At 67.9% G+C, this 23,344-nt stretch carries 20 protein-coding genes and 1 pseudogene; 4 read left to right on the top strand and 17 right to left on the bottom strand.

What is annotated here, in order from left to right; genetic code table 11:
* The 17 genes and pseudogenes from BLA60_RS25860 to ssd form a co-directional block, all read right to left on the bottom strand.
* Positions 1 to 225, bottom strand: coding sequence for a hypothetical protein (locus BLA60_RS25860; protein WP_075135597.1), 225 nt, complete (start codon positions 223 to 225; stop codon positions 1 to 3).
* Positions 222 to 635: a hypothetical protein gene (locus tag BLA60_RS25855; RefSeq protein WP_075135596.1), complete on the bottom strand. Its 414-nt coding sequence runs from the start codon at positions 633 to 635 to the stop codon at positions 222 to 224. The genes BLA60_RS25860 and BLA60_RS25855 overlap by 4 nt, the downstream gene beginning before the upstream one ends.
* Positions 632 to 787: a hypothetical protein gene (locus BLA60_RS43580; protein ID WP_154814578.1), complete on the bottom strand. Its 156-nt coding sequence runs from the start codon at positions 785 to 787 to the stop codon at positions 632 to 634. The genes BLA60_RS25855 and BLA60_RS43580 overlap by 4 nt, the downstream gene beginning before the upstream one ends.
* Positions 788 to 800: 13 nt before the next feature.
* Positions 801 to 1,142: a hypothetical protein gene (locus tag BLA60_RS25850; RefSeq protein ID WP_075135595.1), complete on the bottom strand. Its 342-nt coding sequence runs from the start codon at positions 1,140 to 1,142 to the stop codon at positions 801 to 803.
* A 12-nt stretch (positions 1,143 to 1,154) separates the two neighbouring features.
* The gene (locus tag BLA60_RS25845) at positions 1,155 to 1,562 is read right to left on the bottom strand and encodes a hypothetical protein (RefSeq protein ID WP_075135594.1); all 408 of its coding nucleotides are present in this window, start codon (positions 1,560 to 1,562) and stop codon (positions 1,155 to 1,157) included.
* 1 nt (position 1,563) lies between these two features.
* Positions 1,564 to 1,977 (bottom strand): hypothetical protein, encoded by a 414-nt coding sequence (locus tag BLA60_RS25840; protein WP_075135694.1) that lies wholly within the window; start codon positions 1,975 to 1,977, stop codon positions 1,564 to 1,566.
* Complete coding sequence (locus tag BLA60_RS44900) at positions 1,974 to 2,363, bottom strand: hypothetical protein (protein WP_211288847.1); 390 nt, start codon at positions 2,361 to 2,363, stop codon at positions 1,974 to 1,976. Before BLA60_RS44900 ends, BLA60_RS25840 begins: the two co-directional genes overlap by 4 nt.
* Positions 2,364 to 2,603: 240 nt before the next feature.
* Positions 2,604 to 2,924, bottom strand: a complete 321-nt coding sequence (locus BLA60_RS25830; protein WP_075135592.1) for a hypothetical protein — start codon at positions 2,922 to 2,924, stop codon at positions 2,604 to 2,606.
* A 3-nt stretch (positions 2,925 to 2,927) separates the two neighbouring features.
* Positions 2,928 to 3,275: an SAP domain-containing protein gene (locus tag BLA60_RS25825; RefSeq protein WP_075135591.1), complete on the bottom strand. Its 348-nt coding sequence runs from the start codon at positions 3,273 to 3,275 to the stop codon at positions 2,928 to 2,930.
* A gap of 42 nt (positions 3,276 to 3,317) precedes the next feature.
* Complete coding sequence (locus tag BLA60_RS25820; protein WP_162293009.1) at positions 3,318 to 6,290, bottom strand: phage portal protein; 2,973 nt, start codon at positions 6,288 to 6,290, stop codon at positions 3,318 to 3,320.
* Positions 6,291 to 6,866: 576 nt separating this feature from the next.
* Positions 6,867 to 8,420 (bottom strand): terminase, encoded by a 1,554-nt coding sequence (locus BLA60_RS25810; protein WP_245812151.1) that lies wholly within the window; start codon positions 8,418 to 8,420, stop codon positions 6,867 to 6,869.
* A gap of 19 nt (positions 8,421 to 8,439) precedes the next feature.
* A complete protein-coding gene (locus tag BLA60_RS25805) occupies positions 8,440 to 8,904 on the bottom strand; it encodes an SAP domain-containing protein (protein ID WP_075135587.1) in 465 nt (154 codons plus the stop codon).
* Between the two features lie 1,407 nt (positions 8,905 to 10,311).
* Complete coding sequence (locus tag BLA60_RS25795) at positions 10,312 to 12,180, bottom strand: AAA family ATPase (protein WP_075135585.1); 1,869 nt, start codon at positions 12,178 to 12,180, stop codon at positions 10,312 to 10,314.
* A 128-nt stretch (positions 12,181 to 12,308) separates the two neighbouring features.
* A complete protein-coding gene (locus BLA60_RS25790) occupies positions 12,309 to 12,674 on the bottom strand; it encodes a helix-turn-helix domain-containing protein (protein ID WP_075135584.1) in 366 nt (121 codons plus the stop codon).
* Between the two features lie 319 nt (positions 12,675 to 12,993).
* Complete coding sequence (locus BLA60_RS43575) at positions 12,994 to 13,338, bottom strand: hypothetical protein (RefSeq protein ID WP_154814576.1); 345 nt, start codon at positions 13,336 to 13,338, stop codon at positions 12,994 to 12,996.
* A gap of 131 nt (positions 13,339 to 13,469) precedes the next feature.
* Positions 13,470 to 14,309 (bottom strand): annotated as a pseudogene (locus tag BLA60_RS25785) (ATPase, T2SS/T4P/T4SS family); the annotation flags it as partial.
* Between the two features lie 1,060 nt (positions 14,310 to 15,369).
* Complete coding sequence (gene ssd, locus BLA60_RS25780; protein WP_075135583.1) at positions 15,370 to 16,464, bottom strand: septum site-determining protein Ssd; 1,095 nt, start codon at positions 16,462 to 16,464, stop codon at positions 15,370 to 15,372.
* A gap of 408 nt (positions 16,465 to 16,872) precedes the next feature.
* Here ssd and BLA60_RS25775 point away from each other — a divergent pair, with 408 nt between their 5' ends.
* The 4 genes from BLA60_RS25775 to BLA60_RS25760 all read left to right on the top strand — a co-directional run bounded on the left by BLA60_RS25775 (position 16,873) and on the right by BLA60_RS25760 (position 23,253).
* On the top strand, positions 16,873 to 17,733 hold the full coding sequence (locus tag BLA60_RS25775; RefSeq protein WP_075135582.1) for an HAD family hydrolase: 861 nt from the start codon (positions 16,873 to 16,875) through the stop codon (positions 17,731 to 17,733).
* Positions 17,734 to 18,420: 687 nt separating this feature from the next.
* On the top strand, positions 18,421 to 20,187 hold the full coding sequence (locus tag BLA60_RS25770; RefSeq protein WP_075135693.1) for a glycoside hydrolase family 3 protein: 1,767 nt from the start codon (positions 18,421 to 18,423) through the stop codon (positions 20,185 to 20,187).
* Positions 20,184 to 21,455: an exo-beta-N-acetylmuramidase NamZ family protein gene (locus BLA60_RS25765; RefSeq protein ID WP_075135692.1), complete on the top strand. Its 1,272-nt coding sequence runs from the start codon at positions 20,184 to 20,186 to the stop codon at positions 21,453 to 21,455. The genes BLA60_RS25770 and BLA60_RS25765 overlap by 4 nt, the downstream gene beginning before the upstream one ends.
* Before the next feature lie 16 nt (positions 21,456 to 21,471).
* Positions 21,472 to 23,253: a serine hydrolase domain-containing protein gene (locus BLA60_RS25760; protein WP_075135691.1), complete on the top strand. Its 1,782-nt coding sequence runs from the start codon at positions 21,472 to 21,474 to the stop codon at positions 23,251 to 23,253.
* The last annotated feature ends 91 nt before the right edge of the window (positions 23,254 to 23,344 follow it).

Here is a 23,344-nt window from a genome sequence, read left to right as displayed (position 1 = left end):
TCAGCCCCCGATCAGCTTCGTGAGGATGGTGCCGACTGCCCCGCCCCCGGCCGCCGCGAACCCAGCAGCGGTCCACTTGGCGCGCTCCAACGCTCGGATTCGGGTCTCGTGGTCGGTGTGCTGGGTGGCCGCGCGGGCAGCGTCGGCAGTCTGCTGGTGATTCCAGGCGTCGAGTTTGGTCTCAATCCGGGCGACGGTGACCTCCAGCGAGTCCGGGGTGTTCATTCCGACACCTCGACTCCGGCTTGGCGAGCAACGTCGATGAGCGCGTCGGTCAGAATCTCGGCGAGCCGCTTGTAGTTGGCGCCAAGGGCCGGGTAGATGTACCGGCCCTGCTTGATGTACGGCCGGCTCACCGCCTTGCCGGGACCTACCCGCCCGCCGAAGTCCAACCACGGGTAGTACGGGACGCGCTTGGAGCCACCTTGCACCCGGGACGCGGTGCGCGTCGACCGGGCTTTCACGGTGGCCTTGGCGCGGCCACTCCGGGAGGGCACCTGGGGGCGAGCCTCGCCCGCGATGAACTCGGCGCCCTCGTTGTGCGCCAGCCGAAGTGCCTTCGGCAGATCACTGTTGATCTTGCGGAGGTTACGATTGAACTCGGCCAGGCCCCGGACCCGGATTGGCTCGATCATCGTTTCCTCCCCTGCGTTTGCTGGTTTGCCAGTTGCTGTTCCTGAGCCTTGCGCCCGAAGTAGACGCCCCACCGCATGAACTCTTCCCAGCTCATCTCGTCCAGCTCGGCTACCGTGCGCCCGAGCTTCTCAGCAAGGAAGAACGCGAACATCGCGTCCGGGTCGTCAAGTTCGAGGTACGCCGCTTTTCTGGGCACCCTCCGCCATCCCGGACAGTTCCTGGATCGCCTCCATGACCGCGACGCCATCGCCGGCCGGGGCGTTCTCCAGCCACTCGGCCACTTCGGCGGCGGTCATCACCGGGTCGACCATGCCGGCGGCGATGAAGTGGTTCTCCACCGCGTGAATCTGGACTTCCCGGCCTCCGCCCCTCGCGGCTGCCCTGGCCTGGGTCACCTCGCCCCGGGTAAGCCCGCGCACGGTGACCGTGCCCTCGCCGAGATCCACCTCAGCGGTCTTGTCCGCGCGTTGCCGCTTGAGCAACGCCGATTTGTCGAGTCTGGCCACTGTGGACGCTCCTTACGAGGACTGGGTGCCGTAGGTGATGCCGCCGGTGATCTGGAGTTCGGCGGTCCAGGTAACGATGTCCGCGACCGGGAACGTCTCGTTGTAGGCGTTGACTACAACATCCATGGTGTCCTCGGGCCGGCTGGCCCCGGTGCCCTCCGGGCGAATGACGCACTCCACGGTGGTACCCAGCAGCGGCATGATGACCGCCCGAGGTCCGGTCAGCGCGGTGTTGTCGTACCGGCCGCCGATGGTGACAGTGCCGTCCCGCAGGCCGCCGACGTACGTCTTGTCGTCGGAGCCGTAGGAGGTGTCCTCGTGGGTGTCGGCCTCGCGGTTGTACGTGGTCGAGTTGGTGTACGCGCTGATGTCGTCGCCGCCGAGGCTGACGTATGTGTCCTTCGCGTGCACGGTGCCCATGTCAGCTCCCTGAACCGGTGATGTTGATGGTGAACTCGACGCCTTGGTAGGTCACGCTGGCCACCTGCCAGGCGCCGAACTCGGCGGACGCAACACGAACGGTGTCGCACGTGGTGTAGGGATTCGCCCCGCTGGAGTCCAACGCGGCTTTGACCGAGGAGGCGCCTGACCCATCGGCGTACGCGGCGATCTTCTCGGCCGCGACCCGATCGACCGACCGGGACACCAGGACGAGCACTCCCAAGTCAATCGTGTCCGACCCTCGGCCGTACCCCCCGTCGTAGGTGATCGCCTCGGGCAAGCTTACGAACGCGGCCGGCGGCGTGATCTTGTCCGGCGGGAAAGCGTATGCGCGTAGGCCGACAATCGAGTCGAGCTTGCCGGCCACCTCCTCCATCACCTCCTGAACGTTCACCTCGCCCACACCCTTCTGCGGTAGCCGTCGAGGGTGACCGCGACGTCGGGGTCCACCTTGGCCAGCAACCGCATCTCCGACCCGACTTCGGGGGAACCGGCGACACCGAACGGGGCGGACCGCCTGGCGACCAGTCGGGACGCTTGCAGCAGGGAAGCTTGTTCGACCGCCACCGGCACGGTGGTCCAGCCGAACCGAGCGGTGACCCGCACGCCGTCCGGCTGGCCGAACCGGGCACCAACCGCGAACGCGTCGGGGATTGCCAGCTCGGTCCACGGCCGCCCCTCGGGGCCGGCGTTCCGAGGACGCAACACCGGCCCCACGACCGCGACGAACTCACCTGCGGCGTGCTGCTCGGTGGCGACCTCGAACCCAGTCTCGGTCATCAGGTCGTCGATCGGGACCAGCCAGGTTCGGCGGCTCCTCGACCAACGCGCGGTGTAGTAGCGCGCTTCCGGCGTGGCTACCAACCCGAACTGACGGTTGGTGTGCCGGTCGATCGCACGCGAGGAGGCAGTAACGGCACGCTCCAGTTCCGCATCGTCAAGGTCATCGTCGATGCGGAGGTACTCGGCCAGGTCGTCAGCCGTGCAGTAGTCCGGAGCCCATGCCACTGTTACCAGCTCCTACGCGCCAAGCCGGATTGCGGCGACGGTGAGCGCGGTGACACCGGAGTAGGTGACCGCCACCGAGGCATCGTTCAGCCCCTCGTTCGGGACCGGAATGACTGCGGTGTCGCCGGCCGCAATCGGCACGGCCACGCCACCCACGGTCACGGTCTGCGAACCGGAGTGCCCGTTGATTGCGATCAGGGCGACCGTTTCCAGCTCCCAGCCGCCGACCGACCTCGTGCCCCCGGCGATGGTGTCGCCGCCGCTGTTCGCGGCGGCAAACGCGACGTCGGCGTTGCCGGCGTTGGTGACGTTCTGAATGGTGATTGCTGCCATCGTTCAGCTCTCCTGTGGCTGATCGGGGACCCAACCGCGTTCGGTGAGCACATGCCCACCAGCGCGCGGCCGGTCAACGTCCCGGGGCGGGTTGACCCGGATCCGCTTGACCGGGGCCGGCTCGGTGGTCGACGGGTTGCGCTGCTCGCCCTCGGCTTGCAGCGCTGCGGGGACGTCCTGAACCGTGACCACCGTCCCGGCCGGCTCCTCGTCGGACTGCCTCGACTCGTCGTCCTCCATCAGCCGGAGGATTACGTCCTCCTTCTTGCCGGTGGCCAACAAGTCACGCCGCTTGCACTCCGCTTGCAGCGCCGGGTAATCCCACTCCTCGTAGTCCGGGACGGTGTCCACGTCAGGCTCCAGTGATCGTCGTCGGGTCAACGCGCGTCATGGTCACCCGACCGCCGTGGTGTCGTAGCGGATGGCGGACAGACCGACCGGGCGCAGGAGCCGGGTGGCGAAGTACCCGAACAGCGCCAGGTCGATCCGGGCCGGGCCGCCGCGCTCCTCGAACCGGAAGGTGAGCAGCGAGGATTCCCAGGCCCAGACGTCGCTGCTGTTGAAGATCAACACGTCGGCGTCGCCGGCAGCGTTGCCGGTCATCGACCAGGCCGGCTGGTGCGGCAGGCCGTCGACGAACCAGCCCTGCGTGACCGCGTTCCCGACACCGGCTGTGTTCTGCGCACCGATGCTCGGCAGCAGCGGACGACCGTCCGAGCCGACCGCCGTCGCGAGCCCGGTCGTACCCTGCTGCGACAGCATCGCGCGGTTCGGCGCCCCGAACCGCCGGAACGGGTACAACGCGAGCTGGCTGCGGATACCAGCGATGAGGTCCGCCCCGTCCGCCGTCCCACTGCCGCCGTTGCCGTCGCCGCCGCTAACCAGCCGTGCCTGGGCACCGGAGGGCACGAACCCGCTAGTGATCGTGCCGCCCTGGCCGTTCGAGCCGTTCAGCTCGGCGTACACCTTGGCCTCGGTCTGCTGGGAGTAGGACTCCTGCATAGCCTGCATCGCGATGGCGTCGATGGCCGGGTTGGCGCTGTCGACGATCTCGCGGGTCAGCTCGAACAGGCCGGAGATACCACCGGGCGTCACGGTCACGGTGCTGATGTCCATCGTGCCATCGGTCGGGTTGGTGCCCTCGACGTGATCGGAGGTCATACCGCTCGACGAGACGAACTTGGGGATAGTGAACGGGGTGGCGTCGGTGAGCTGGCCACGGGACACAGCCTCGACCAGCGGACGACCCCGCATCAGCTGGGTCACGTACAGCTCGGGCCGGTAGCCGGGCGGGATCACGGCGGAGGCGTTGCCGGTGTCGGCGCCGAACATGAGCGCGTCGTTGGCCTGCTTGGCGAACTCCTCGGTCTGCCGGGTGTACTTGGCCAGCCGCTGGCGCGCGTCGTGGTCGCTCTCGGTGCGGGCCTTCCAGGCGTCGCGGACGAACGACGGGCCGTTGCCGTTCATCGTGTACACGGGGGCCTCGCGGGTCACCTCGACCCGACCGGCCGGCACGGTCTGGCGTGGCGGCACCGTGGTTGTGTCGACCTGCGGCAGCTGGACGTTCTGCATCGCGGCCGTCACCGACGCCTTCACGGCCTCGGTCAGGCCGGCGGTGAACGTGGCCATGTCGAAGCCCTGGGGCGCGGTGGGGGTCCGCCCGGCCGGGGTGCCAGGCGCGGTGTTCGGCTGCACAGCGGCCGGAGTGGTCATGACGATCGGTCCTTCCTGGGGGGACTGTCGGGATGCGGCGACCGAGGTAACCCGGGCGTCGTCGAACGCGGGAGTCGCGGTGAGCGCGATCTTCCGCAAGGTGGCGGAGCGGACCAGGCGCAGCGATCGGTCGTCGGGGTGGGAGTCCCACCCGTCGCCGGAGCTGGTGAAGTCGGCTTGGATCGACAGGCCGTCGTAGACGCCGTCCTCGGCGAGCGCCAGCAGCTCGTCACCGGCCGGGCCGCGCGCCACCTTCAGCGTGACGTCGAGACCGGCGCGGGTCGCCTGGATGCGTACGGCCTTGCCGACCTCGGTACCGGGCACGTGGTCCCGGTCGAGCTTCACCCTGGCCTCGTCGGTCCAGTGCAGGCTCCCGGGCGGGAACGACCAGCGGGCGCCGGCACTACGAGCCACGGTGTCCCACGGAACCGCCAGGCCCGAGATGGTGCGCCGTTCGGCGTTCACCCGGAAGTCAATGGCCTCCCCGGTAACGTCGAATTTGATTGGGCCGTCGTCGACGGGCGCGGTGAACGCCAACACGGGTCGGGTGGACTGCTGCACGGTCTCCTCCTGGGGCGGCGTCGGCGTGCTGGCCGGCGCTGGCGGGGTCGGTGCGCTGGGCTTGGCCGCCGCGCGGACGCGCTCAACGGGCAGGTCTTCCAGTTCGGCAATCCGCTCGTCGTCGTAGACGCCTACGCGGCGGCCGGTCTCGTAGGTGCGCATCCGGGTTTCGGTGTCGCTGCGGAGGAATCCGCCATACTCGGCGCGCACGGTGTAACCCGGCGGCGTGACGTCCGGCATCGACAGCCGGTCCTCGATCGCGGACACGTACGCAGCAAGGGTGAAGTCGATCAGATCCAACCGACGCTGTTCGGCGTTCGCGTAGGTACGGCTGGTGGTGGACACCCCAAGTTCCTCGGGGTCGATGCCGATCAACCGGGAGATCTCCAGTACCGCGTAGTCCCGGGCAGCGGCCAGTTGGAGCTGCTCCGGGTTCCACGTGAGCTGGTTGGCCTTGAGTGCCCCGAGGTAGGGCCACGCGCGCCGCGAGATGGAATCCTCGAAGTTGTCGAGAATCTCTTCAACTTCGGCATCGTCGCCTGGGTCAGTGCCGTCAGCGCTGGTCAGGTAGCCCAGCGGCATCCCGGTGTTGATGTGTCGCGCGGCGGCTTGTTCCAGGGCGAGGGCAGCTCGAATCACCCGTGCACCGGCCACTAGCAGCGCGTCGTTCGGGGAGTCGATTCGGATCAACTGAGCGTCCGGCACGAACTCGGTCGCCTGGCCCTGGGTGACGCCGTCGCTGGAGACGTACACCCGGGCGTTCTCGCGAACCGTAACGGTGCGAGGGTCGAGCCTCACAACCTTGGACGGGTACCCGTTGGCGTCGAACTCGGTGATCCGAAGCCAGGCGCGGCTCTCGAACAGCATGTCCTCGACGACCCGGGTCATGGTCACCGAGCGGGCGACGTCGGCCTCGGGCTGCTCCAGAAGTTCGCTCGGCACCCTTCGTCGCCGGCTGTCGAGCCGCTTCAACCGCAGCGTGCCGAGAGTGCCGCAGATCAGGTCCCGACCGCGCTTGACGGCCGGGACCGACATCGCCTGCGCCCGACCGACGCGCGGCACGGCCGCGACCTCGCCGAGTATGCCGGTCATCTCCGAAGGCAGGTTCGCCGTGAACATCAACGACGACGTGACCGGGCGCTGCCATTTCGGGGTGCCCTGACTGCCGGTTTCCCGGGGCATGGCTACGGATTCGTCAACACCGGGCGCAGCGCGCCAGTTGGTAAGAGTCCGCCACCATCCCATAACCGAAAGTACATATTAGACAGTGGGTTTGGGACAATTATTAAACTCGCTCGCCCTCCCGGGTCACCTGGGGCGACCCGCACAGCAGTACGTGTCCGACCATCCGGACTTGCAGCGTGCCGCTAATTCGGGTGGCCTGAATGTGGCCGATACGAACGTGGCCGCCCCACTCAAGGACGAAGGGACGTGGGCTTCCAGCGAAGGCGAGCAGGGCCTCCGTGTACGCGTCGTCGGAGGTCGCCGCGATGTGAAGTAGCGGGTCCGAGCCGTCAGGCGCCGTACGGATGCAGCAGACGGACGGGTGCAGGGTGAGCCACCTGCCTTCACTGCCGAAATCAGTGTGGTCGACCAGGAGGTGCAGGCGAGTTAGATTCAGAACGTCGGTGAACATGGGACGCGGTTCCTTCCGTTGGGCGGGTATTACTAGTCTGTTCGCCTATCTCGGTTTCGCTTGGAACTAATCACCTTCGGACGAGGCGGCATCGGCGGCAGAGTGCGCGCCAAGTGCACAGCCCCGGCCGCAGCGTAGGCACCGTTGATGTGCCCAGGCCCCTTGTGCGTGAACACGAAAGTGGACCCGCGAAGGAGCTTCTCGGCCCCCAGAACGTGTTTATCGATCATGGGGTCTCCCGAATGCACGACACCCCCGGACTTGACCAGGTCGGCGAACCCCATGCAGACCGCAGGCACTTCCTGGCGGATCGCCTCGACCCTCACCCCGGCCGGTGGCCACGAGGACTGACGGTTAACCCGCTTGTGTTTGGGGTCCGCCAAGTCGGCCGCCACCGCTGCGGCGGGACCCGAAGGGAACCAACCGAACACACGCGGCCGGATCCTGCGCAGCAGCCCCGGCAGGTCGCGCCTCATCTCCCTGGTGCAGTTCGGTCCGCTCCACGCCTTCACTGCCTCGACCCGAACCCGGACAGCTGGGGCCTGCTCGGTGCCCTCGTCCTGCCCCCCGGCTGGGTCGTCGTTGGACTCGCTGGCTTCGCTGGGCACCTCGGCCTCGTCGTCCTGCTCGGGCAGCACCGCAGCCACCACGAGGCAGGCGTGCTGCCCGTCAAGCGACACGTCCACACACGCGGCCAACTGGTCGCGCAGGTTCGCCATGTCGCCCGGGTCAAGACCGGCCTTCCAGCCCACGGGGTCAACGGCCGGGTTGAGGACCGGGACCTCCATGCACATGTATTCGATCTTGAACCCGGTCAGCTGGTCCCCACCTGCAGCCTTGGCGCGCTTGGCCGCGCCCAACAGCGAGTCCCCTTGCCACCGCCGGTTGAAGTTCGGGTTCGCGGCGGCCAGCGCTACCGGGTCCTCAGGGTCTGCCCCGTCCGGCGACGACCACTCAAACAGACCAAGCCTCGGGTCACCTTCTCCCGAGTCGATGAACTCTAGCGCTGACTTGCGAAGGGACCGCAGGACCACCGCCTTGCGGTCCCCCTGGTTCGACAGACAGACGATCTGGGCGTTGTCGACCGAGTTGGTGGTCGGCTCGGCCGCGTTCCACGCGGTCCAGTCCTGATGCTTGCGCAACTCGTCCAGGCCCAGCCGGTCCACGGTGAGGCTCCGGCCGGCGTCGTCGTTGCTGGCCGCGATCTTGTACCGGGTGTTGTGCACGGTGGTGAAGCTCTCCTCACCGTTGCGCAGCTGGATACCGCGCGGCGCGATCTCCTCGGCCAGCATCGGCACCCGTTTCGCGGTGTCGACTGCGGCGTGCCAGGTCTCCTTGGCGTACTCCAGTTTCGAGGAGGTACCGAGGACAGTCGGCTTGTCCATGCGGGTCCCCGGCAGGTCGACGAACAGCCACCACAGGATCAGGACCTTGAGGAAGTGAGTCTTTCCGTTCTGCCTGGCCACGAGCACCAAGACGACCCGAAATCGCGGCCGACCGTCCGGCAGCAACTCGCCAACGTGGATGGCCAACCACTCTTGGAACGGGTCGAACGGCTCGCCGATCTGGCGCGCGAACTCGCACACCTCGAACCCGTAGCTGGTTTCAGGCGTGAGAGGGCGAAGAGGTGGTGTCCACAGCCTGGGCTCCGTGCTCCCGAGCACGACGTCTCCGCTCTCGGAGTTCGTCCATTTCGGATTTGACAGCACCACCACGAGCCGCACCTCCCCCCTTGATCGTCAACGCGGCGCGGCCCTTGGGGGTAGCACCCAGCGACTCCAGCACCGCCAGCAGCTTTGGCCCCAACTCGTTCAGCGCGTCCTGTGCTACCTCAGCCTCGTCGATAACCGCCGCGTACCGCTGGGCCAGCTTGACCGCCCCGGCGTCGCGCGAGTTATCCGTGAGGCCAGCGAGCGCCAGCGAGACCGCACCGAGCATGGACAGCGCGGCCGAGTCGGCCGCCTGACCAGCGGACAACCTGTCGACGAGTTCAGCCTTCTTGCCGAGAGCGGACAGGCCGCGCTTCTTGCACTCGGCTTGAAGCTCCGAATAAGACCAGGTCCCGTACAAAGCGCACCTCCCGTCACGACTCCTCGTCCACGGAGTTAACCACCTGATAATTAGCGGCCGGAATCCCTGGCTCATTTTGGAGAGAGAAAGAACAGGGAACGGTGGGTGTCCGAATAATTACTCAGCAGGAAAAAGACCACTACCATTTGGTTCGCGGCTGCGGCGGCGGGTCACGTTTATTCGGGTCACCGAGAGCCCTGTTGCACTCAGCGCAGACCGCCATCAGGTAGTCGGGGTCGTCCCCGCTCACGGCCTTGCCCAACACGTGGTGAACCTGGGTCGCCTTGCCGGTACACACCCCGGCTATCGCCAGGTTGCACAGCCCGTCGTTCCCGCCCTGACTCTTCGGTCTCAGGTTGTGGGTCAGCACCAGCGCGCGAACCTTGCGCCACGCGCTGGTGCTACCGCCCCGCCAGGCCCTGCTCATCTCGTGTCCGTCCTAGTCGTCGAAGCTGTCGAACTGGCACGACCCAAGGTGACCTCGGTCCAGTTCGCACCGGAACGGGTGACCCTGGCTGGGCCGAACCTTCGGGCAGGTGGTCAGCTCGTACCACTGCCTGCTTTCGTCACTCAACATCCCGGCGGCGGCGAGTCTGCGGGTAGACCTGGGCATAGAACTCTCTCCTGTTCCGGTGTCCTCCTAATTTCCGAGCCGCCAGCCAGACGTGTTAGTGGGTTCGCCCTTCCAGGATCAGGGCAGCCTTGCCAGCCTGCCGCTGACGCTGGTGCTTCCAGTTCGTGTAGTGGGTGTGGCACCTGCCCTTGGCGACCCGGACTCGCCGGCACTCCTGGACCTGGCACTGGCGGTCAGGGTCGTCGGTCTCCTGCTTGCGGTACCAGGACCAGTGGTGGCTTTTGCACCGACCCTTGATCGCACCCGGTCGCCCACAATCGTCGGTCAAACATTTCACCTGGGTGTTAGTCATCGGCTCGGTCCCCCGGTCCCTTGTCCAACGCAGCTAGCACTAGTTCAAACATGTCACTCGACCCCGCGACTCCCCACAGCTCCCATTCCCAGTAGTCCGCCGGGTACATGTACCTGACCCACCCGGCCTCGCCTGACCAGTACGTGGCCGCGCCGGGCTTGAGGCTAAACAGGACTTCACGTAAAACTGGATCTAGTTCCCTTTTCATCTCTTCTCCTTGTTCTCACGGAACCGAGCACGGGTGCCCCGGATCCAGGCTGGGGGCAGTCGGGGGACTCCGTACCCCCGACGACTGCCCCCTGGGTGCCTCGCGGGCAGTTGAGGGCAACTGCCCCGGGCAGTTCACATACCCTCTGACCTGCGTGGGGGCAGTCTGACGGGGGCAGTTGCCCCCTTGGGGCAGTCACTGCCCTCGGAGACCCCACTGCCCGGGGCAGTTCGACGGCGTGTCGTGCACACCAAACATCCGGGCGTGTCGCGGTCATGAACGGGCCTTTCTAACTGCCACGACCTGCCCCAGAAAGGTTTTGCTCATTTTCACGCCGTTGCCCTTCATCCACGCGTGGATGGTGGGTAGACCTGCCCGAGGGTCAATCCCGGCAGCGTCTAGTCGAGCTACCAACGCGACCGCGTCTGGTCCCAATTCCTCCAGGGCCGAGACTCCGGACTTTTCGTCCCGGGTCAGTACCTCGCCATCCACGACCACCAACGACGTGACCGAGTCGCCGTCCTCGTCGGTCTCGGGCAGCGTGACCGACCGAAGCTCAACCTTGAACTCCGGCGGTGCCTGGTCCTCCTTGACTTTGGTGCACCGGATTCTGGCGTGTTTGCGGCCGTTCTTCTCGCCCTCGATCCGCCACACTGTGTCCATCGCGGCGGGCACCGAGGAGGCACCGCGCGAGCGATCGGATTCGGACCACCCGGTGTGGTGCACCGTGGTCACGGCCGCGCCCAGTTCTACCGCGAGCCGACGCATGGCGTCGGTGACCAAACCCATCTCGGTCGGGCTGTTCTCATCCATGCCGACTGTTGATGTGGCCCGGGTATCAAAGATGACCCAGTCCGGTTCGAACTCGGCTTCGGTGAGTCTGTCCAACAGGGCGTCGACCGCGACGATCTGGAACGGATACGGCAAGACCATCAGGTTTTTGTTCGGGATGGTCAGGTCGTGGTGTTGGGACCACGCTCGGATCCGCTTGTGGATGCCGAGTCCACCTTCCGAGGCCACGTACAACACCCGCCCCTGGCGGACGCGGTGACCATGCCAACGGGGTCGGCCAGTCGCCACGTGCAAGGCCGCGTCCAGCATCACGAACGACTTGTACGACCCCGACGCCCCGAACACCTCGCCGATGGTGTTCTTCGGGACCATGACCTTGATCAGGTAGTCAGCGGTAGGGAGTTGTTCGAGATCGTCCAACGAGACCGGCCGGGCCGACGGGGATAGCGCCGCGAGGGCTGTTCGACGCTTAGCCTCGCGGCGGACCCGGTCTTTGTGGACCTCCCGCCGTACCTCGTCGTCAAACGCGAGATCGGCCACCGTGGGCACCGAGACCAGCTGGTCCAGGGTGTACCCGGTCTGCAAGTGGTCCGCGACGTCGGCGCCCTTCTGCGGCAGGTTCGCGCGCCACACCGTGACCGCGCCGCCGGCATGGCCCACGACCTCGGTCAAGCTCGCCTGGACGTCGTAGGCGTACTGTTCCCCGCCCTTGTCGTTGTCCTTGACAACTCGGACATCGGTCGCGCCCTCGAACCACCGGGTGAAGTCGTGCAGGTTCCAGTTCTGCTCTCCGTCGTGGTTGCAGGTGGCGGCCTCGCCCACGGCCTCCAGAGCGTGAACGTCCTTCTCGCCGCCGACCACCCAGACTCGTCGACCGTCCTTGATCGCCGCCAGCAGTTGCGGCAGTCGGTACGGGACCGGGGTCACGTGTTTCGGGATGCTTGCGACTTTGAACTTCTTGGGGGTGTCACCTACTCCACACCGGAAGGTCTTGGGCTCGTACCGGGCCTTGGTGAACAAGACCTCGCCGTGTTCGTTGGTGTAGGCGTAGACCTCGGTGATCCTGCCCAGCTCGGTGTCTCGCGCGGCCGTCGTTGACCTCTCGGACTCTCGCCGGCCCCCGGGGCGCGGGACCTCCAACCCAGCCTCTCTCAGGGCCGACAGCACCTCTTCTTGGGTACATCCCGACTGGCACTTGAACAGAACACTCCCGTCGCCCTTTAGGGTCAGCGAAAGGCTGGGGGTGTTGTCGTCGTGCGCCGGGCACTGCCCGTTGCGCTGATTCCCGGAACCCTTGGCGTTGACGTACGCAGAGATCTGCTCGAACAGGTCAGACTGAACCTTAGGCATTCGAGTCTCCCCACGTGTCGACAAGGAGACTCGGCTCCGTGTTATTCTTTTTTAGACGGCCTTGTTCCCCGTCTTCTTTCCGGGTTCGCCAGGTGGCCCACTCTCCGCCCGTGGAGTGGGCCACTGCCTTATTCGGCGCCATTGCCGCACCCCTGGTGCAGCGAACAGAAGAGGGAGCCGATCAGGGCGTCTTGGCGGCACTGCTCGGAGAGCCGACTTACCACAGTCATCGCCGTGCACCGGGTTTGCGCATGAGCCTCGGCTTGGTCGATTGGTCCGAAAAGCTCGTCGATGCGGCCCAGCCCGAGCGCGGCAACGATCACGGGCAACCGATCAATGGTGGGCTTGGTTCGGCCGTTTTCCCAGCTGTAAGCCTGGACCTTGGCGACGCCACAGGTCCGCGCGAACACGGCGGCAGACAGCCCGGCCGCGTGACGCAACGCCTTGAGCCGGTGGCGGTCGAAGACCATCGACCGGGCCTGCTCGGGGGTCACCGGGGCTCACCACCGAACAGCACGCGCAGCAACTCCGCGTACTCGGCGGCCGACATCTCGGCGGACTCGAACTCGATTTCGTCAGGCATCGTTACTCCGCGCTCGGAATAACGAATAACCGAGCTGGAGTGCAGCTCACCCCTGTACAGCTAAGGATGGCTGCACGCGCTCGGCTGCCCCTGGCTCGAAAGCCTCTTAGGTCTTACGCCACTAGCCGGCCGTTTCAGTGAAGGCGTATCCGGTCTCGCGCTTGCTGGTATTCGTTAGTGAATTAGGACCAGCTCAGTCAAGCATGACAGTAACGTGACCGACAAGTGAGCTATAGTCCTGCCTTCTCGGCCTCTGCGGTCAGGACAAATTCGCCCTCAATGGTATCCTCGAGTACCCCGGCATCAAACAGGGCTAAAAACGTTCGGTCTTGCTCCCTTTGAGCCGCTCGCATGACTAGACGCGCTTCTGCTAGTCCGACATCCCGAAACCTAGCTTTTTGTTGGTCCAATTCTTCTTGTAGGAGTTCGATCTTTTGACTAAGGTCGGGGTTCACCCTCTCGGAGAGATCATCGAATTCGATTCCAAGCACCTCGTTTTCAGCTTCAAAACTCACAGTTTTGGCAACTTCCCACTCGCCTAGCAGGCGTTGGGCTTCCTCTTTCGAGACTTTCATTGGGGCTCCTTTCTAGAGCCCGTCGACGTTACAAACCCGAATATGGGCGCAACAGACAAATCAGACAGCCACTTGGTCACAGTTTGGTCACGCCACGGTCAGCAGCCGGAACGGCACGTTCGGTACCGTTGGTGACCCGTCAGACGTGGCGCCTCGGCGCCGCGGGTCTCGCCGACGACCAGGCGGTCCGGGCGCATCCGCAGACCCTGTCTCACCAGGTCGGACAGGGTGACCTCGCCGGCGCCCTCGACGTTCGGCGGGCGGGCGATGAGGCGGACGAACTGGGGATGGTCAGGAGCCAGCTCGCCGGCGTCCTCGACCGAGACGATCCGCTCCAGCGGATGCACGCTGGTGAGCAGCGCCGACAACAACGTCGTCTTGCCGGCGCCGGTGCCGCCGGTGACGACGAACGCGAGGCGCGCGTCGACGATCGCGAGAAGCAGGCTGTGGCCGACGGCGTCGAACGTGCCCAGCCGGCGCAGCGACTCCAGGGAATGGCCCGCGCGGCGCAGCACCCGCAGCGACAGACACGTGCCGTCGGCGGCGATCGGTGGGAGGACCGCGTGCAGACGGACATGGCCCGGTAGCCAGGCGTCGACGAACGGCTGGGCGTCGTCGAGCCGGCGGCCGCAGGCCAGCGCCAGGCGCTGCGCCAGCCGGCGGACCGCCTGCTCGTCGGGGAACGTGACGTCGGTGCGACGCAGGCCGCCCTGGCCGTCGAGCCAGACCTGGTCGGGGGCGGTGACCAGGACGTCGGTGACGCCGCTCGTGCGCAGCAACGGATCCAGCGGGCCCGCGCCGACGAACTCCTGCCGCATCAGGCGAAGCGCGGTGAGCATGTCGGCGTCACCCACCACGCCACCGGACTCCGCCCGGACGGCGTCCGCCAAGGCGGCGGGGGTGATCTCGGTCGCGGCGCTGGCCAGGCGGCTGCGGACGCGGTCGATCAGAGGTTCGGGGGTGCTGGTCATGCCGCTGAACCTCCGCAGGTCAGGCAGGGGCCGGTGGGGCTGGTGAGGCAGTGCCAGGTGGTGGGATGGCCACGGCGGCAATCGGTTGGGCGGTGGGGGAAGCGTTGGGCGTGGCGGCCCACCAGGCGGCTGGTTCGGCGACGGTCGGCGAGGTTGATCACGGTGGCGAGGTTGGGGAGTTGGAGACGGTCGGTGGTCGCTGGCTCAGGGCTGGTCGCGGTGGCGGGGCTGCGATGAGACTCGGTGGAGCAGGCGGAGTTCGGTTCGTGGGTGAGGCCCGGACGGGAGGCAGTCGGGGACTCCGCGGGAGCGGGGCCGGCGGCGTTCGGTTGATGGACGGCGCTCGGGGGTTCGGTGGGATCGGCGGCATTCAGATGGCAGGAGGCACCTGCGGACTCCGCAGAAGCGGGGACCACGTCGTCCGACTGGTCGGTGGCGCCCGGGTAGACAACGCTCCCGGACTCCGCACGGTTGACAACACTCAGCTGACAAGTGGCGCCCGGACGGGAGGCGCGCGGAGGTTCGGTGGGACTGGGGCAGGCGTGATTCGGCTGGTGGGTGGGGCTCTCGGCGCGCGGTGATACGCCGGGGGTCGGGCGGGCGGCGGGCGGCAATCCGTTCGGTTGGTGGGTGGGGCTGGGAGCGGCTGCGGGCGGCACGTGGGTGGGGCGCGGCAGGTTCCCCCGGTCCGTGGGGGTTGAGGCGGTGGGGTGTGCCCGCAGGTTGCTCGGGTCAGTGGAGGTTGAGGTGGTGAGGTGCCGCCGCGCGTTCTCCGGGTCAGCCGAGGTTGGGGCGGTGGGGTGCCGCCGCAGGTCCCCCGGGTCAGCCGAGGTTGAGGCGGTGAGATGCCGCCGCAGCTCCCCCACGTCAGCCGAGGCTGAAGCGGTGAGATGCCGCCGCAGGTCCCCCAGGTCGGCCGAGGTTGGGGCGGTGAGATGCCGCCGCGCGTTTTCCGGGTCGGTGGGGGTTGGGGTGGTGGGTTGTGGGCGCTGGTCGGGGTGGAGAGGGGCGGGGTGCCGTTCGTGGGGGGTGAGGGGCTGGTTGTTGGGGGTGGGAGTTGTCATGGGTGGGCTCGCACGGGTCGGGGGGAGCGGGGTGGTTGGGCGGAGAGTTCGGTGAGGGTGGCTCTGGCCGCTCGGGTCAGGGGGCCTCGCGGGCGGGGGGTGAAGGTGCCTCGGTCCAGGGACTGGGGGAGGGCGGGTTCCGGGCGCATCGTGGTGAGCAGGGGGAGGTTCACCGCCGTGGCCACCTCGCTGGGGGTGAGGCCGCCCGGTGAGGGGCCTCGGACGATGAGGCTGGGGGTGATGCCCAGGGCTGACAGGCGATAGGTGAGCAACCGCGCCGACACGCAGGCTCGGACCTCGCCGGGGACGATCATGACGGTCAGGTCGGATCTGGTCAGGGCGGTTTGGGCGGCGGGGTCCAGCTGGCGGGAGACGTCGCAGATGACGATCTCGCCGGCTCGGCGGCCGGCCTCCAGGACCGCGGCCACGGCTTCGGGGGCTGGGGACGCGCCTTTTCTGGCCCCCGACAGCACGGTCAGGCGGGCCTGGCCTCGTGTTCTGGTGGGGAGCGCCTCGTGGAGGGAGGAGGCCGCCACCCGACCCGCGCGCAGGTGCAGGTCGGGCCAGCGGAGACCCTCGTCCGACTCGGCGCCCAGGACGAGGTCCAGGCCACCGCCCAGGGGGTCGCAGTCGATGAGGAGGGTGTTGTGGCCGGTGCGGAGCGCTGTCAGGCCCAGGGCGGCGGCGAAGACCGACGCGCCGGCGCCGCCTCGGGCGCCCAGGACCGACAGCGCCCTGCCCGCGTCGGGGGCCGGGGCCTCGGTGGCGTCGGCCAGGGCTTCCGCCAGCCAGGGTTCGGCGCCGGGGAGTTCCAGGACGCGTTCTGCGCCCACGTGAACGGCCTGTTCCCACAGGGAGGGGGGCGCCGGGTCGGGGGCTATCAGGTAGACCGACGCCCTTCTGGGGAAATCCATGCACTGGCGGGCGGCGGCCTCGTCGAGGATCACCAGGGGCGCGGTGTGCCACATCCGCCCAGCGGTTTCGGCGTTGGTCGCGCGTCGCACCTCACAGCCGGTGGCGGCCGCCAGCTTCAGCACGTCGTCGAGCAGGTCCTCGTTCTCGACGAAGGCCAACGGGCTCGTCTGGTCCACCTCGGTCCCCGATCGTGTCCTGGGCCAGGTTCGGTTCCTGGCCTCGACAACACGATCGGTGCCCGATCACGCCGGCTCAACGGCTGGTGATCAACATGTGGACAACCCGCTCGACTGTGGACAACTGGGCTGTTCGGACGCCGGAAGACCCAGGAAGGTCGGGGGGTGCGGGTACGCTGGCGAGTTCGTCCCAAACGGACAGACAGCGGATGAGAGACGACCCCCGCCAGGGGGGAGGGACGGGGGTCGTCAACGGTTCAGCCCCGGGGGGTCGGGCTGAACCCGCCCAGCACAAGCTGGACGCCACCACTGTATCCCGTCCCATCGGAGCTGTGGTTGCAACTTGCTCAACGCCAGCCAACGAGTCACAGACATCCGACGTCTGAACGGCCTGTCTCACCAGCGCGAATGATCGCCCGCTCCTATGCTGACACGGTGACAAGTAGCGGAGAAAGCCCAGCGCAACCCCGTCGCGAACCGCTGCGGGCAGCGGCGTTCTTCGACCTGGACAAGACCATCATCGCCAAGTCGAGCACGCTCGCGTTCAGCCGACCCTTCTTCCGCAACGGGCTCATCAACCGGCGAGCCGTGCTCAAGGGTGCCTACGCCCAGTTCGTGTTCGCGGTCTCCGGCGCCGACGCCGACCAGGTCGAACGCATCCGCGCCCACCTGACCTCCCTGTGCACCGGATGGGACGTGCAACAGGTCCGGGCCATCGTCGACGAGACCCTGCACGACATCGTCGACCCGCTGGTCTACGCGGAGGCCACCGAGCTGATCACCGAGCACCGCGACGACGGCCGGGACGTGGTCGTCGTGTCCGCCTCCGGTGACGAGATCGTCACGCCGATCTCCGAGATGATCGGCGCCACGCACAGCATCGGCACCCGCATGGTCGCCACGAACGGCCGCTACACCGGCGAGATCGAGTACTACTGCTACGGCGAGAACAAGGCCACCGCCATCAAGGACCTCGCCGCCGAGCACGGCTACGACCTCGACGAGAGTCACGCCTACTCCGACTCCATCACCGACCTGCCGATGCTGGAGGCCGTCGGGCACCCGACGGTGGTCAACCCGGACCGCAACCTGCGGGCGCTCGCGCTCGAACGGGGCTGGCCGATCCTGGAGTTCACCAGGCCGGTGTCGCTGCGTTCCCGCTTCCCGACGCCCTCGGGCGCGGCCGTCGCGGTCACCGCGATCGGGCTCGGCGCGATCGCCACCGCCGGCGCGACATTGTATGGCATCCACCGGCGACGGAAGCGATGAACGAATCTCACGAAAATCACCGGAAAGCAACCAGCAGAATACGCCACGGACGCGAATCCGTCGACACCTCCGAACGTCTGTAACGGTGCACCAGAATGGGGGTCTTGAAGTGACCTCCAGCACTGGGTAAAAAGGACCTGCGGACCCCCGGCCGGCCAGGGCCGGAGCGGAAGAGAAGCTCCCGGCCACCCCGGATAGGGCTCCGTGCACGGAACACCGAGCACCCACGCGGAGCACGCCGCGGGAGGCATGTCGTCAAGGGACTGCGTACCGGGACGCCGGGCGCCGAGGCCAGGTAGGTACGACAACTGTTGCACGCTTGGTAGTCGAATGTTCCGTGCCGGGCGATTGGGCGATCTCTGTCCGTGGATTTCCACGGGTCGGGGTCGCCCAGCCCTATTTCTGGGGAGTTTTCGAATTCGGGCGCGAATTGGCCGGGCGGCGGGCCGGCGGCCACCGGGCCGCCCGGGCGGGCCCGGGACCACGCGCGGGCGGGTTACGTTTTGGGCCGAACGCCCGCTTGCTCGCGACCGGTGAACGTGGGTAACTTACCGGTTGCTGCATGTTCTCGGTTAAGAGGTTACGTAGTGGTTCCGTTGGCCGGCCAGGGAGGCCTTGGTGGTCATTTCTCGTACGTCAGCACGCCTGAGTCTCTCCTTGGCAGTGACCGCGATCGCGAGCACGGCCATGGTTAGCGGGGTCGGTTCCGCCTCCGCCGTGGCGCCGGAGGCGACCACCGCGCAGGGCGACGCGCTCGCCCAGGCCACCGGCCGCCTGCGCGGCATGTCGCTCGAACAGAAGATCGCCCAACTGTTCGTCGTCTCGGTGTGGGGGAAGTCCGCCGACGAGGCGCACCCCACCAACCAGGCCGAGTACGGCGTCGACACGCCGGCCCAGGTCATCGAGAAGTTCGGCGTCGGCGGCGTCATCTACTTCAACAACAGCGGGACCGACAACGTCGACAACCCCCGGCAGATGGCCGCCTTCTCCAACGGGTTGCAGCGGGCCGCCATCCGGCACAACACCCACCTGCCGCTGATCATCTCCATCGACCAGGAGGGCGGCAACGTCACCCGGCTGGAGTCCCCGGCCACCGAGTTCCCGGCCAGCATGGGCGTCGGCGCCGCGCGCAGCACCCAGGACGCCCGGACCGTCGCCACGATCAACGGCCGCGAGCTGCGGGCGATGGGCATCAACCAGAACTTCGCCCCGGTCGCCGACGTCAACTCCAACCCGCTCAACCCGGTCATCGGCGCCCGTTCCTTCTCCTCCCGCCCCGAGCTGGCCAGCCAGATGGTCGTCGCCGAGATCGAGGGCTACCAGGAGGGCGGGCGCGCCAGGGACACCGTGTCGGCCTCGGCCAAGCACTTCCCCGGCCACGGCGACGCCGAGACCGACAGCCACACCCAGCTCCCCGAGATCGACCGGACCGAGGCCGAGTGGCGGCAGATGGACCTGCCGCCGTTCCGGGCCGCGATCGACGCCGGCATCGACTCGATCATGACCGCGCACATCCAGGTCCCCAGCCTCGACCCGTCCGAGCGGCCGGCCACGCTCTCCAAGCCGATCCTGACCGGGCTGCTGCGCGAGGAGCTCGGCTACCGGGGCGTCATCGTCACCGACGCGCTCGGCATGGGCGGCGCCAACGTCTTCCCCGCCGAGGAGATCCCGGTGATGGCGCTGGAGGCCGGCGTCGACCAGCTGCTCATGCCGCCGGACCTGCCGCTGGCCCTGGACGCCGTGCGCGCCGCGGTCGACAGCGGGCGACTCACCGAGCGCCGCATCGACGAGAGCGTGCTGCGGATCCTGCTGCTCAAGCTCAAGCGCGGCATCCTGACCAGCCCGTTCGTCGACGAGAAGAAGATCGACACGGTGGTCGGTACGCCGGAGAGCCTGGCCACGATCCAGGAGATCACCGACGGCACGCCGACCGTGCTGCGCAACGACGCCGGCCTGCTGCCGATCACCGGGAACCCGGGGAACGTGCTGGTCACCGGCGTCGGCGACAGCACGTCTGGGCTGACCCACCGCAGTCCCGAGTGGCTCGCGGGGTCCCTCGGCGAGCGCGGCCTCACCGCCACCGCCCTGCCGACCGGGACCAGCCCGAACCAGGCCACGATCGACGGCGCGGTCGCCGCGGCCGGCACGTCGGACCTGGTCGTCGTGCTGACCAACAACCTCAAGGACCGCGCCCAGCAACGGGCGCTGCTCAGCGCCCTGCTGGCCACCGGCAAGCCGGTCGTCGCGGTCGCCTCGCAGATCCCCTACGACGCGGGCTACGTCGACGCGCCGACCTGGGTCGCCAACTACGGCTGGCGGGCCGGCGCGCTGGAGTCGCTGACCAAGGTGCTGCTCGGCGAACGCTCCCCCACCGGCAAGCTGCCCGTCGACGTCCCCGTCGGCGGCGACCCGGACACCATCCTGTACCCGTACGACACCGGATTGACGTGGTGAGCATGGACCGTCGACGTTTCCTGGCCGCGTCCGCGCTCGCCGCGCCGGCGGTCACCCTCGCCTCGGCCGGCACCGCGTCGGCCGGCGCCGACTCCCGGGGCGGGGGCCGGCGGGTCGTCACCGCCTCCGACCAGCTCGCCGCCGACGGCTGGCGGGCGTTCCGGAGCCGCAAGGTCGGCGTGCTGACCAACCCGACCGGGGTGCTCGCCGACCAGACCCACGTTGTGGACTCGATGGTCGCCGCCGGGGTGCCGCCGACCGCGGTCTTCGGCCCGGAGCACGGGTTCCGGGGCACCGCGCAGGCCGGCGGGTCCGAGGGCGACTACCTCGATCCGCGAACCCAGGTCCCGGTCTACGACACCTACGGCGCGTCCGTCGACAAGATCGCCGGCCAGTTCACCAAGGCCGGCATCGACACGCTGGTGTTCGAGATCGCCGACATCGGCGCGCGTTTCTACACCTACATCTGGAGCATGTACTACGCGATGCAGGCGGCCGTGCGCACCGGCATCGACTTCGTCGTGCTCGACCGGCCCAACCCGGTCGGCGGGCGCGCCGACGGGCCGATGCTCGACCCCGCCTACGCCTCGGGCGTGGGGCGCAAGCCGATCGTCCAGCAGCACGGCATGACCGTCGGCGAGCTGGCCAGGTACTTCGACGCGGAGTTCCTGCCGGGCGACGCCGGTGGGCGGCTGGCCAGCCTGGAGGTCGTCAAGGTCCGCCACTGGCGCCGCGACCAGCTGTTCGTGGACAACGGCCAGCAGTGGGTGCTGCCCAGTCCGAACGTGCCGACCCCGGACACCGCCTACGCCTACCCCGGGACCTGCCTGTTCGAGGGCACCGTGTTCTCCGAGGGCCGCGGTACGACCCGGCCGTTCGAGATCATCGGCGCGCCGGACATCGACTGGCGCTGGGCCGAGGCGATCAACGAGGCCGGCCTGCCGGGGGTGCGGGTGCGTGAGCAGTACTTCGTGCCTACTTTCAACAAGTGGGTGGGCGAGGTCTGCGGCGGGGTCCAGGTACACATCACCGACCCCTACCGGTTCCAGCCGATCCGCACCGCGATCACCATGCTGGTCACCGCGAAGCAGACCCATCCGGACGTGTTCGCCTGGCGGCCGGACAACTTCATCGACAAGCTCTCCGGCTCCGACCGCCTGCGCCTGATGATCGACGCCGGTGCCGGCGTGGACGAGGTCATCGGCGCGTGGCGTTCCGAACTCGCCGCCTTCAACTCCCGGCGGGAGCGGTACCTGATCTACCGGTGACGACCCCGAGGTGGCCATGTCCAGGCGAAGTGTCCTATCCGGGCGGGTCCTCGGCGCGTTGGTCGCCGTGCTCGCCACCGTCACGACCACGTCCGCCGCGGGGGCCTCGGTGAGCGCCGAGGCGGGCGGCGGCGGGCCGGCGCACGGCCGGTTCGACAATCCCCGGCACGGTTTCGCGCCGCCTGGCACGGTGCTGCGCGACGCCGCGCCGGCCCGGGTCGGGCTGGATCCGGCGCCGATCGAGGAGGCGGTGGCGACGGTCGGCGGGTGGACGACGTCCCACCCGACGCCGGGGACCGCGCACCCGCTGTACTCCGGGGCGGTCACGCTGCTGGCGCACGACGGCGCGGTGGTCAGCCGTTCGGCGACCGGGTACGCGGTGCGTTACGCGGACGCGGCGGGCACCGAACTGCCGCAGGAGCAGCGGGTGCCGATGCGCGGGGACACGATCTTCGACATGGCGTCGGTGACCAAGCTGTTCACCTCGATCGTGGTGATGCAGCTGGTCGAGTCGGGTGACGTGGACGTGGACGCGCCGGTGGCCGACTACCTGCCGGAGTTCGGGGTGAACGGCAAGGAGTCGATCACCGTCGCGCAGCTGCTGACGCACACGTCCGGGCTGGTGTCGTGGGTGCCGCTGTGGTCGCGGTACCCGGACGTGCCGTCGCGGATCCAGGCGGTGATGGACATCGCGCCGCGCACGACGCCCGGCACGAACTACGAGTACTCGGACCTCAATCTGATCACGCTGGGGGTGCTGGTCGAGCGGTTGACCGGTGACCGGCTGGACGAGGTGGTGGCGCGGCGGATCACCCGGCCGCTGCGGATGACCGACACCGGTTTCAACCCGCCGGCCTCGAAGCTGGACCGGATGGTGGCGACCGAGTTCCAGGCGACGCCGCCGCGCGGGATGGTCCGGGGGTCGGTGCACGACGAGAACGCCTGGTCGCTGGACGGTGTCGCGGGGCACGCGGGGATCTTCTCCACGGCCGACGACCTGGCGGTCCTGGCGCAGACGATCCTCAACGGCGGCAGCTACCGGGGGGCGCGGATCCTGCGTCCGGCGACGGTGGCGGCGATGCTGGACAACCACAACGAGGAGTTCCCGGCCAACGCGCACGGCTACGGCTTCGAGCTGGACCAGATCTGGTTCATGGGCGGTTTGACCGGTCCGCGCACGGCCGGGCACACCGGGTTCACCGGAACTGACCTGGTCATCGACCTGGCGTCGCGGTCGTTCGCGATCCTGCTGACCAACCGGGTGCACCCGAGCCGGAACTGGGGTTCGATCAACCTCGCCCGGGAGACGTTGTCAACGGGACTCGCCAAGGCGCTGGCAGTTGAACCCGAACGTGGACGTGATTCCTGGTACACGGGCATCGGCGACGCGTCTCAGTCCACTCTCACTACTGTCTCTCTGCGCCCGAGCGGACACGTTCGGGTGGTCTTTGATGCCTTTGTGGACTCTGAAGTCACTGACAGGTTAATGCTTGAGGCAAGCGCCGACGGTCTCACCTGGGAGCCCGTTCCGCTGACCGTTTCCGGCCGCGGAGCGCCCGAGGAAGAGGTGGTTTCACTGTCCGGTACAGGTCACCGGGACTGGTGGACCGTGCGTGCGCAAGTGCCCCACGCAGCGGAGATCACGTTGCGCTGGCGGTTCGTCACCGACGCCCGGTACACCGGGCGTGGAATCAACGTCGACAATCTCATCATCACCGACCGTGACCAAATGCTCCTCAACGGTGAGAAAGAACCCCACAGAGTGCGACCGGAAGGTTGGCAGCTCAGGTCACGATGAGGTCCAAAACTGGTTGAAACGCTAACAACCCGGGGCCAACCGTCGATTCCGATGTTGAGCTAGCACGACGTCCCCTGAAGTTTCCGCTTCA

The organism is Actinophytocola xinjiangensis, assembly GCF_001921215.1.
Lineage (GTDB): Bacteria > Actinomycetota > Actinomycetes > Mycobacteriales > Pseudonocardiaceae > Actinophytocola > Actinophytocola xinjiangensis.
This window is presented reverse-complemented; position numbering and strand designations above follow the sequence as displayed.

Bases quoted from the DNA above. Each gene is read 5' to 3' on its own strand.
- BLA60_RS25845 (WP_075135594.1), bottom strand. From the start codon at position 1,562: ATGGGCACCGTGCACGCGAAGGACACATACGTCAGCCTCGGCGGCGAC.
- BLA60_RS43575 (WP_154814576.1), bottom strand. From the start codon at position 13,338: ATGAAAGTCTCGAAAGAGGAAGCCCAACGCCTGCTAGGCGAGTGGGAA.
- BLA60_RS25775 (WP_075135582.1), top strand. From the start codon at position 16,873: ATGATCGCCCGCTCCTATGCTGACACGGTGACAAGTAGCGGAGAAAGC.
- BLA60_RS25760 (WP_075135691.1), top strand. From the start codon at position 21,472: ATGTCCAGGCGAAGTGTCCTATCCGGGCGGGTCCTCGGCGCGTTGGTC.
- BLA60_RS25795 (WP_075135585.1), bottom strand. From the start codon at position 12,180: ATGCCTAAGGTTCAGTCTGACCTGTTCGAGCAGATCTCTGCGTACGTC.
- BLA60_RS25830 (WP_075135592.1), bottom strand. From the start codon at position 2,924: ATGGCAGCAATCACCATTCAGAACGTCACCAACGCCGGCAACGCCGAC.
- BLA60_RS25855 (WP_075135596.1), bottom strand. From the start codon at position 635: ATGATCGAGCCAATCCGGGTCCGGGGCCTGGCCGAGTTCAATCGTAAC.
- BLA60_RS25770 (WP_075135693.1), top strand. From the start codon at position 18,421: ATGGTTAGCGGGGTCGGTTCCGCCTCCGCCGTGGCGCCGGAGGCGACC.
- BLA60_RS25820 (WP_162293009.1), bottom strand. From the start codon at position 6,290: ATGACCGGCATACTCGGCGAGGTCGCGGCCGTGCCGCGCGTCGGTCGG.
- BLA60_RS43580 (WP_154814578.1), bottom strand. From the start codon at position 787: ATGTTCGCGTTCTTCCTTGCTGAGAAGCTCGGGCGCACGGTAGCCGAG.
- BLA60_RS25860 (WP_075135597.1), bottom strand. From the start codon at position 225: ATGAACACCCCGGACTCGCTGGAGGTCACCGTCGCCCGGATTGAGACC.
- BLA60_RS44900 (WP_211288847.1), bottom strand. From the start codon at position 2,363: ATGACCGAGACTGGGTTCGAGGTCGCCACCGAGCAGCACGCCGCAGGT.